This is a genomic window from Pseudoalteromonas sp. P1-26 (assembly GCF_001401795.1).
In the GTDB taxonomy this organism is placed as follows: domain Bacteria; phylum Pseudomonadota; class Gammaproteobacteria; order Enterobacterales; family Alteromonadaceae; genus Pseudoalteromonas.
On record NZ_LKDX01000034.1, the window covers coordinates 40,942 to 49,654 of the forward strand.

Consider the following 8,713-nt stretch of genomic DNA (forward strand, 5'->3'; position numbering starts at 1 on the left):
AGTTTAGAGCATGAGCCTCAATTATCTTGATTTTGAGCTTCCAATCGCAGAATTAGAAGCAAAAATTGAAGAATTACAAAATGTAAGCCGCGCTGGCGAATTAGACCTTGGATTAGAAGAGGAAGTCAGTCGATTAAAAGAGAAAAGTGCTGAAATGAAAGAGAAAATTTTCTCTGAATTAGGTGCTTGGCAGGTTTCTCAGTTAGCCCGTCATCCGTTGCGTCCTTATACTCGTGATTACATCGAGCGCATTTTCACGGAATTTGACGAACTAGCAGGCGACCGTACTTTTGCTAACGATCCAGCTATTTTAGGTGGTGTTGCACGTTTTGAAGGTCAACCAGTGATGGTTATTGGCCAACAAAAAGGGCGTGACACGGCTGAAAAAATTAAACGCAACTTTGGAATGCCAAAGCCAGAAGGTTACCGTAAAGCATTACGCTTAATGGAAATGGCTGAGCGTTTCAAAATGCCAATCATGACTTTTATCGACACTCCAGGTGCATACCCAGGTGTTGGCGCTGAAGAGCGTGGTCAAAGTGAAGCAATTGCGCGTAACCTTAAAGTTATGGCTGCGTTAAAAGTACCAACTATCTGTACTGTTATCGGTGAAGGTGGTTCTGGTGGTGCATTAGCAATTGGTGTGGGCGACCGCGTTAACATGTTGCAATACAGCACTTACTCTGTAATTTCGCCAGAAGGTTGTGCATCAATCTTATGGAAAAGCGCAGACAAGGCACCATTAGCTGCAGAAGCCATGGGTGTAACAGCTGCACGTGTTAAAGAGCTTGATTTAATCAACAACGTAATTGATGAGCCACTTGGTGGCGCACATCGTAATTACGATGCGATGGCGCGTAACCTTAAAAACCAACTTAAGCGTGACCTAGCTGACTTACAAGGCCTTTCACTAGATGAAATGCTTGATCAGCGTTACAAACGTTTAATGTCGTTTGGCTATTGCTAAACACAGCTTAAAATTGAAAAAAGCCGCTTTTGCGGCTTTTTTTGTTTTATAATGCCGATAACAAAGACGCTTGTATACTCATTGGTTTTAAATGCAAACATCAGATTTATACCACCATTTTTTAGCACAATTGCAGCCTTTACTGAACGCTCAGCAAAGTAGCTTTAGCGTTGCCTTATCTGGCGGTATTGATTCGGTTGTATTGTTACATTTAATAAAACAAGCTCAACAGCAGCACTCAGAACTTAAAATTGAAGCTGTGTATGTTAATCATGGTTTGAGCAAGTATGCTGATAAGTGGCAGGGGTTTTGCCAATCGCTGTGTGAAGAGCTCGATGTCGCATTTAAAGCGGTGCACGTTGAAATTTATGAGCGCTCGCGTACATCACTTGAGGCACAAGCAAGAGAGGCTCGTTACCAAGCACTAGACGAAAACTGTATACCAGGTAGTGTAATACTGCTTGGTCAGCACTTAAATGATCAACTTGAGACCTTCTTACTTCGTCTAAAGCGTGGTTCTGGCTTGCAGGGTTTAGCATCGATGCCACAAACGCGATTGTTAGCGTCTGGGCGTGTATGTTTTAGACCGCTGATTAATATCACTCGTGAGCAAATTGAACAATTTGCCAGTGAATTTGCTATTACCCATATCACCGATGATTCAAATGTTGATGAGCGCTTTGACCGCAATTTTTTACGTCATCAGGTTCTGCCCATTTTAACGGAGCGTTTTCAAGGGTTTGAAAAAAGTGCAGCGCGCAGTATTCGGCTGTTACAAAAGCAGCAATCACTGCTCGATGAATATACTCAAAGCGACCTTACAAACTGCCAAAATTCACAGGGTGGTTTAAGCTGCGAGGCAATTGCGGGGTTTAGTAAGCCCAGACAAGCAAACCTTGTACGTGCGTGGCTGAATCAGTTTACCCATCAACTACCTTCAGAGAATCAGCTACAGCAAATTATTGAGCAAGGTTTAACGGCAAAAACTGATGCTCAGTTAAAAATTTGTTTGCAAAGCGGCGATGTTCGTCGGCATCAGCAACATTGGTACTTTGTGAAAGAGCAGGCAATACCTGAGGCGATGGATATTGCTTTGCAAAGCGTTGAACTGATTGGTGGCCGAAAACTAATAGTGAAAGCGGGTAAGGGTATTAGACAACCAAAGCCGGATGAGCAAGTAAGGGTTGAATTTAATAAGCCACAAGCGCGTATAAAGCCTTTGCATAAACCCGGCTCAAATACTTTAAAGCATTGGTTTAAAGATGCCAAAGTAGCTCCTTGGTTACGTGCGCAGACACCACTAATTTTTTATAACGATCAACTTGTGCAAGTAGTTGGCTACTTTATTAGTGAGCAGCACAGTGTTGAAGATGGAATTCTATGGGAGACACTCTATGAGTGAACAACCACATGTTGGTTTATCACTAGTTAATAAGGCACCACTTGGCTTTGTGTTGTCGGTGCTAGTAGCTGTAGTTGCCGGTTTTGCTTATGCAGAGCTGACAATAAATACACTTTTTTATGCACTAGCTGGCGGCTTAGTTTGCTCATTATTGCTGCTAGGTTACTGGTCAGGCAAAGGCGGTATTTTCTTTATTCTGGGCGTACTTACGCCGTTGGCTTTAGTGATGGTATCGCCCCTTACCACCATGGCTGCCTTGCTTTACTTATTAAGCGGCTTCTTCGCTGGTTTTTGGTTAGTATTACTTGGTTATAAATTTATAAACAAAAAAGCCTAGCGGGGGATGCTAGGCTTTTACTCAATTAGTAAGCTCTTGCGCAGTTTCTTCCTGCAGCTTTTGCCTTGTAAAGACCTTTGTCAGCACGGGCAAACACTTCGTTTTCGCAGTCTTGGTTATTGGCGAGTGTATAACCAATGCTTGATGTTACATCATATTGAGCCATCAACCCTGAGCTAGCAACCAAACTCATAATACGATCAGCAATTACCTTATTAGTGGTGAATTCAGGGTCGTCGATTAATAATGCAAATTCATCTCCACCAAAGCGGAAAATAGAGTCAGTGCCACGCACGCTAGTGCGTAATACATTAGCAAATTCTTGCAGTACATCATCGCCAATTTTATGACCAAAGTTATCGTTAACTTGTTTAAAGTTATCTAAATCAAGCAGCATTAAACTAAATGGACGATGCTGACGGCGGCAACGTTCTAGCTTTTGTGCCAAGCTGTCATTAAATTGACTACGGTTGTTTAAGCCTGTTAGCGCATCTTTAGTCGCTAAACGTAATACGCGGGTATACATAAGCGCATTACGTAATGGGTAAACGAGTGCTGTATGAAGCTGCTTTAATTTTGCTTCAATCGCTTTACCCATAGGGAACTGGCTAAAATAAATTAACTGCCCTAAGCGTTCACTTTCGATATCTAAATCAAAAGAGTACGGTGTTTGACTGGTATCGCTGCCAGCACTTTGTGACACTCCGAGTGCAGATTGGAACTGTAATCCAGATAAATTGATCAGTTGTTTTGCGTGTTCGGCAAAAATTGTCAAAATTTCTTCGATTGATAACGTAGTTTGTAATCTTGCGACCAAATCGTGTGGACTATTTGTTTCATTTATTCGGTAATGCTCTGCCGAAAACGGCAGAAACTCGCCTCGCGCAGACACCCGCTGCGTCAAAATATGGACATTTTCCATGATAATTCTCCCCCCGGAGTGTTTAGATACTCATACTTAGCGAGATTTGTGCCACATTTTTAAACTGGCTGAAAAACAGATGGTTGCTATATTTAAGGTAGGGTACAGCTTTATCATCAAGTAGAAGGGAGTTTATTGCTTGCAAAATGTGCTGATTCAAGTGTTTGGCTTGCTCGTCGCTGCCGTATTATTTGTTTGGTTCTTCAAACGAATTGGTTTACCACCTATTCTTGCTTATCTTGCCACCGGCGTGTTGGCGGGGAGTCATGGTATTGGCTGGATGGCGCAAAGCCACGAAATGCACTTTGTTGCCGAACTTGGCATTGTATTTTTACTGTTTAGCTTAGGGCTTGAGTTTTCGTTGCCGCGTTTAATGGCAATGCGAAATATTGTTTTTGGCCTTGGCTCCTTGCAGGTCGTGGTGACCAGCATTGTATTTATGCTGATTTTACTGCTGTTAGAGCACAGCCTTTTAAATAGTTTTACCATCGCCAGTTTAATGGCGCTATCTTCAACGGCGGTGGTGGTTAAGTTACTTAAAGAGTCTGGAGATTTAAACCAGCGCCGCGGCCAGTTGGCAATAGGGGTGTTGTTGTTTCAAGATATTGCCGTTGTTCCTTTACTCATTGTCTATCCTCTACTGGCTCAAAGTGGCTCTGAAGAAATTGCTGGAGCATTGGCTCTTGCACTCACTAAAGGCGCTTTAGTGTGTATTTTATTGTTCGGCATAGGTAAATGGATTTTGCCTAAAGTGTTTAGCGAAATAGCGCTGGTAAGAACCGATGAGCTATTTATGCTAACGACTTTATTGGTTGCCTTGTTTGCCGCAGGCCTGACTTACCTATTTGGTTTATCGATGGCGTTAGGTGCCTTTTTAGCCGGCATGATGTTAGGAGAAAGCCATTATCGTCACCAACTAGAAGCCGATATTAGACCGTTTCGCGATATTTTGATGGGGCTATTCTTTGTGACCGTCGGTATGCAGTTAGATGCGCTCTATGTACTTAATAGTTGGTACTGGATCATCGCTGTATTAATTGGTTTATTGCTATTTAAAATAGCAGTTCTCGCAATTTCTGCGCAAGTGATGGGGGAGCGTAAGCAAGATGCGGTATCGGCGGGTATTATGCTTTGGCAAATGGGAGAATTTGGCTTTGTGTTAATTGCACTTGCTTCGCAGCATTTGCTGATAAGCTCAGAGCAAGCTTCGTTTTTAATAGCAGTTGGCGTACTTTCAATGGCGCTAACGCCTTACCTTATTGAAAAAACACCGCTTATTCTTAAAAAACTTGGCCTTTTAAGCCATGCAGGGCAGTATTGGCAGCAGCCTGCGACAAGTAGCCCCTTGTATCAAAATCATATTGTGATTTGTGGCTTTTCTCGTGTGGGGCAAACCGTAGCACGCTTTTTAAAACCAGAAGCTATTGAATACGTCGCGGTTGAGAGCAACCCCATCTTATTGCAAGAAGCAAAAGCGGCTGGCGAGCCAGTTATTTTTGGCCATGTAAATCAAAAAGATATTTTAAAATCAGCGGGCGTAGAGCGGGCAAGGCTAGTCATTATTACTTTTACTGATTTTGAGCAAACGCAAATTGTTGTTGATGCCATCAAGCAAATAGCTCCTGACGTGAAGATACTGGTACGGATGCGCGATGATACCGAGATGGAAACACTTAAAGAGCTAGGTGTTACTGAGGTTGTACCAGAAACCCTTGAAGCAAGCCTCATGTTAGTTTCGCATGTGCTTTATATGTCTGGCGTGCCGATGACACGGATCATTCGCCGTGTAAGTAAAGAGCGGCGCAATCGTTATAAGTTTTTAAATGGCTTTTTCACTGGCGATAAACTCGATGGCGAAGAGGCAAGTTCAGATAGGCTTGAGTATTTACATGTTATAGCTCTGCCAGAACACGCTTATGCGGTTAATCAGAAAATTAGTGAGCTTAAACTTGAGCAGCGCCGTGTGTCGGTTAGAGCGCTGCGCCGACAAGACCGAGAAATTGACGCACCTTCATCACAAACTATTTTATTGGCAGGTGATATTTTAGTGTTGCAAGGTAAGCCTCGCCGAGTAGAGCGGGTAGAGAGGTTTTTACTCGATGGTATGGAGTAGCTAATAGCTACTCCAGCTCTAAGAATTTACGAATTTCAGGTAGCTTTTTAAGACCATCTTGGTAGCCAATTTCAATGAGCTTTTGGGTATAACGTTTTTCAAACAGTAAGTAGCTAGTTAAACTCGATTGTGAACGTTTCTTCACGCCTATCATGCGTAGTAACAGTTTGATTGCCATAGGCATGTCATCATAAAACTGAGCGGCGATTGCATTAAAGTTTTGCGATGGGTTGATCACGCATGTTTCGATTTGTTTTAACTCTTGGTGTTTGTCGCGGGCAGGTAATAGGCTCAGCGTGCGATTGATACGCTGTAAACGTTCTAAATCAGACTGTAGCGTGTCGGTAAAGACGCTATCGAGTAAGTGACCTGCAATATTAGAAAGGCCCGGGTAATGAGGCTGGTAACCCGGTGGGTGCAACTCTTTTGGTTCATCAACACCAATAATAAAGATTTTTTCTGCACCTAAGTGAACCGACGGACTCAGTGGCGAAAGTTGGTGAATAGAGCCGTCGCCAAAATAGTGGTTATAAACATTCACGCTCGGGAACACCATCGGAATAGCGCTCGATGCCATTAAGTGCTCAACATTAATGCGGGTTGCTTGCCCCTCACGTTTTGCTCTGCGCCACGGCTTTTGTGTAAGTGACTGAAAAAAGGCCACAGAGTCACCCGTGGTATAGCTCGAAGCGGTAATCGATACTGCATCTAGGTAGTTTTTATGTAGATTTCGTTCGATACGCGATAAATCGAGTATTTCGTGTAGTAACTTTCTAAGAGGCTTATTATTTAGCAAGCTCGCAGGTGGGTGATTAATATGTTCAGATTGAAAACTCGTAAGCATGTTGCGAGTAATATGCAAAAACACACTTAAAAAGTCGCTTTTATAAACCTGAGAAGTCGAAAAGTTTTTCCACACCCATTCAAGTTTTTTGCATGCTAAATGCGCACACGATGCATAACATGCTAATGCAGCGGAATTTATGGCGCCAGCTGATGTCCCATTAATAATAGTAAAGGGTAGCGGTGCTGTGCGAGGCATGCTTTGCGTAATCGCTTTAAGCACACCAACTTGATAAGCCGCTCGCGCGCCACCACCTGTTAGTAATAAAGCGATTTTAGAGTGCTGTGTTTTTTTTAACTTACTGCTCATGGTTGCATTTAAATAGTTGTGCGTCTTTACTTTATTTATCAACTGTAAGTCTTTAAGCTAGAAGAAGCAAAGATTAGCTCAAGGCTAAATGGTTTTTTCGTATTTTTATCTGTTTTATTTTTAAGGGAGTGTCTATGTCAGAGCATTCGTCAGAGCCTGAAGTACAAAAGGGTTCATCAAATAACAACCTGATTTTTGCGGTGGTTGTGCTTATTCTTGTTGCTGGTGTGGCAGCGTTTATTTTATTGAAGCCTGAAGATAAACCAGTGCAAGTTGTTGAAGATATTGTTGCAGAAGAAGCGCCAGTTGTTGAGTACCAAGAGCCTGAACCAGAGTCTGAAGTGACAGAGCCTGAGCCAGAACCAGTTGTAGTGGACACTGCTCCAGAGCGCACTCCAGAGCCAGTTCCAGAAGTTGAACCATTACCAACGTTAAATGAAAGCGATGAAGTGGTTGTTGCCCGTATGGATGAGTTACTAAGTGACCAAGTGATGAGCTTAATGGTGACCGACGATCTTATTCGCCGTGGTGTTGTGTATGTTGATAACATCGCCAAAGGTAAAGTGGCATTAAGCCATGCACCTGTTGAGCGCCCTAAAGAGTCATTTAAAGTTATTGAGGGCGACATTTTAACAATCGACCCAAATAGTTATGAGCGCTACACGCCATACGTAAAACTATTTACCAGCCTGAGCGCGGCCCAAGTAATTCGTATGTATGATGAATACAAACCACTTATCAACGAAGCTTATGCAGAAATTGGCTACGAAGGTGATGCATTCACAGGCACGCTAGAAGAGGCTATTGACGTACTACTTGATACGCCAGAGCCAAAAGGTGATATGCCACTTGTTCGCAACTCAGTTACGTATCAATATGCTTACTCTGAGTGGGAAAACCTACCTGATGCGCAAAAACAATTACTGCGTATGGGCCCAGAAAATATGAAAAAAGTGAAAGCAGCACTGCGCAACATCAAAGCTGAACTTGAAAAGTAAGCGATAACCCCCTTAATGACAGTGCGATTGTATACCAAGTATGCAATCGCACTTTCTTTTTCGAATATCCCTTGAATAACAGGCTAAAAGTAGAGATAATCCCTCCCGCGCCAAACAAGGCCCTCAATGGTAGTCTTATTGGTCCTCTCGCAACACTAGCAGGTGAACCTGGTCAGGCCCGGAAGGGAGCAGCCACAGCGTGTGACGTGTGTGCCGAGATGCGGCTGGTAAGACTGCCACCCAAAATCTCCTTTGGGTGACTTTCTTCATTTAAATTCCATTTTAAAGCTTTCTTTAGAACTCTTTTTTATTCTGTATTAATTAAACTTAACTTTAAGTATGTTTTTTTAAGTTATCGAGACATCCACTTTAGAGTTAATTAGACACACACACATTAAAAATGTGAACTTCGTTTTTATGTACATGATTGATTTGAAGGAGACACTGTCAGTCAGGTACAGATTATAAAAACTATTAAGACACCCACTATAGTAGAAGTTTTTAATAGCTAACTCTAAGAGCAACTAGTTTAGTCGCTCAAAATTAATTAACTAAATTAATCTGTACATCAAAATGTTATGTTTACAAAATTTTGTGGGGCATTGTCTGACTAGGGCCTGACTTTGGGCAAGCTTAGCCCAAGGGTAAGGCTACTTTAAACATTTTCGAGTTTCGGTTTAGGCAAATAGTGCACGACTAGTGCTAATAGAGCTTCTTCGTTTTCGTTTCATATGATTTGTATAAGCTGTGATTGCTTGTTCTTTACCTGCAGTATTTTTAAATGAGCGAGTAAAGGAAGTAGTAAGTGTGAGCCAGTTTTC

The 8,713-nt window shown here is 42.4% G+C and carries 7 protein-coding genes and 1 other RNA gene; 6 read left to right on the forward strand and 2 right to left on the reverse strand.

The window, feature by feature from the left end:
• Positions 1-10 precede the first annotated feature (10 nt).
• The 3 genes from accA to AN394_RS15555 all read left to right on the forward strand — a co-directional run bounded on the left by accA (position 11) and on the right by AN394_RS15555 (position 2,706).
• Positions 11-967 (forward strand): acetyl-CoA carboxylase carboxyl transferase subunit alpha, encoded by a 957-nt coding sequence (accA, locus tag AN394_RS15545; RefSeq protein WP_054553102.1) that lies wholly within the window; start codon positions 11-13, stop codon positions 965-967.
• Positions 968-1,058: 91 nt separating this feature from the next.
• Positions 1,059-2,369 (forward strand): tRNA lysidine(34) synthetase TilS, encoded by a 1,311-nt coding sequence (tilS, locus tag AN394_RS15550; protein ID WP_055021943.1) that lies wholly within the window; start codon positions 1,059-1,061, stop codon positions 2,367-2,369.
• Positions 2,362-2,706, forward strand: a complete 345-nt coding sequence (locus AN394_RS15555; RefSeq protein ID WP_055021944.1) for a hypothetical protein — start codon at positions 2,362-2,364, stop codon at positions 2,704-2,706. The genes tilS and AN394_RS15555 overlap by 8 nt, the downstream gene beginning before the upstream one ends.
• A gap of 25 nt (positions 2,707-2,731) precedes the next feature.
• Here the strand turns inward: AN394_RS15555 and AN394_RS15560 are convergent, their stop codons facing one another.
• Positions 2,732-3,628, reverse strand: a complete 897-nt coding sequence (locus tag AN394_RS15560) for a GGDEF domain-containing protein (RefSeq protein ID WP_054562029.1) — start codon at positions 3,626-3,628, stop codon at positions 2,732-2,734.
• A 139-nt stretch (positions 3,629-3,767) separates the two neighbouring features.
• Between AN394_RS15560 and AN394_RS15565 the strand changes: the two genes are divergently transcribed.
• Positions 3,768-5,741: a monovalent cation:proton antiporter family protein gene (locus AN394_RS15565; protein WP_054562028.1), complete on the forward strand. Its 1,974-nt coding sequence runs from the start codon at positions 3,768-3,770 to the stop codon at positions 5,739-5,741.
• Between the two features lie 7 nt (positions 5,742-5,748).
• Here the strand turns inward: AN394_RS15565 and AN394_RS15570 are convergent, their stop codons facing one another.
• Positions 5,749-6,894 carry a patatin-like phospholipase family protein gene (locus tag AN394_RS15570; protein ID WP_054562027.1) on the reverse strand — a complete coding sequence of 382 codons (1,146 nt, stop codon included), beginning with the start codon at positions 6,892-6,894 and terminating at the stop codon, positions 5,749-5,751.
• Positions 6,895-7,028: 134 nt separating this feature from the next.
• Here AN394_RS15570 and AN394_RS15575 point away from each other — a divergent pair, with 134 nt between their 5' ends.
• Together AN394_RS15575 and ffs are read left to right on the forward strand one after the other, a co-directional pair.
• Positions 7,029-7,892: a DUF3014 domain-containing protein gene (locus tag AN394_RS15575; RefSeq protein WP_054562026.1), complete on the forward strand. Its 864-nt coding sequence runs from the start codon at positions 7,029-7,031 to the stop codon at positions 7,890-7,892.
• Between the two features lie 136 nt (positions 7,893-8,028).
• An RNA gene (gene ffs / locus AN394_RS21735) (signal recognition particle sRNA small type) lies at positions 8,029-8,125 on the forward strand.
• The last annotated feature ends 588 nt before the right edge of the window (positions 8,126-8,713 follow it).

What these genes read in the sequence shown, in the direction of transcription:
- AN394_RS15555 (WP_055021944.1), top strand. Translation starts at nt 2,362, where the DNA reads ATGAGTGAACAACCACATGTTGGTTTATCACTAGTTAATAAGGCACCA.
- AN394_RS15570 (WP_054562027.1), bottom strand. Translation starts at nt 6,894, where the DNA reads ATGAGCAGTAAGTTAAAAAAAACACAGCACTCTAAAATCGCTTTATTA.
- tilS (WP_055021943.1), top strand. Translation starts at nt 1,059, where the DNA reads ATGCAAACATCAGATTTATACCACCATTTTTTAGCACAATTGCAGCCT.
- AN394_RS15575 (WP_054562026.1), top strand. Translation starts at nt 7,029, where the DNA reads ATGTCAGAGCATTCGTCAGAGCCTGAAGTACAAAAGGGTTCATCAAAT.
- accA (WP_054553102.1), top strand. Translation starts at nt 11, where the DNA reads ATGAGCCTCAATTATCTTGATTTTGAGCTTCCAATCGCAGAATTAGAA.
- AN394_RS15560 (WP_054562029.1), bottom strand. Translation starts at nt 3,628, where the DNA reads ATGGAAAATGTCCATATTTTGACGCAGCGGGTGTCTGCGCGAGGCGAG.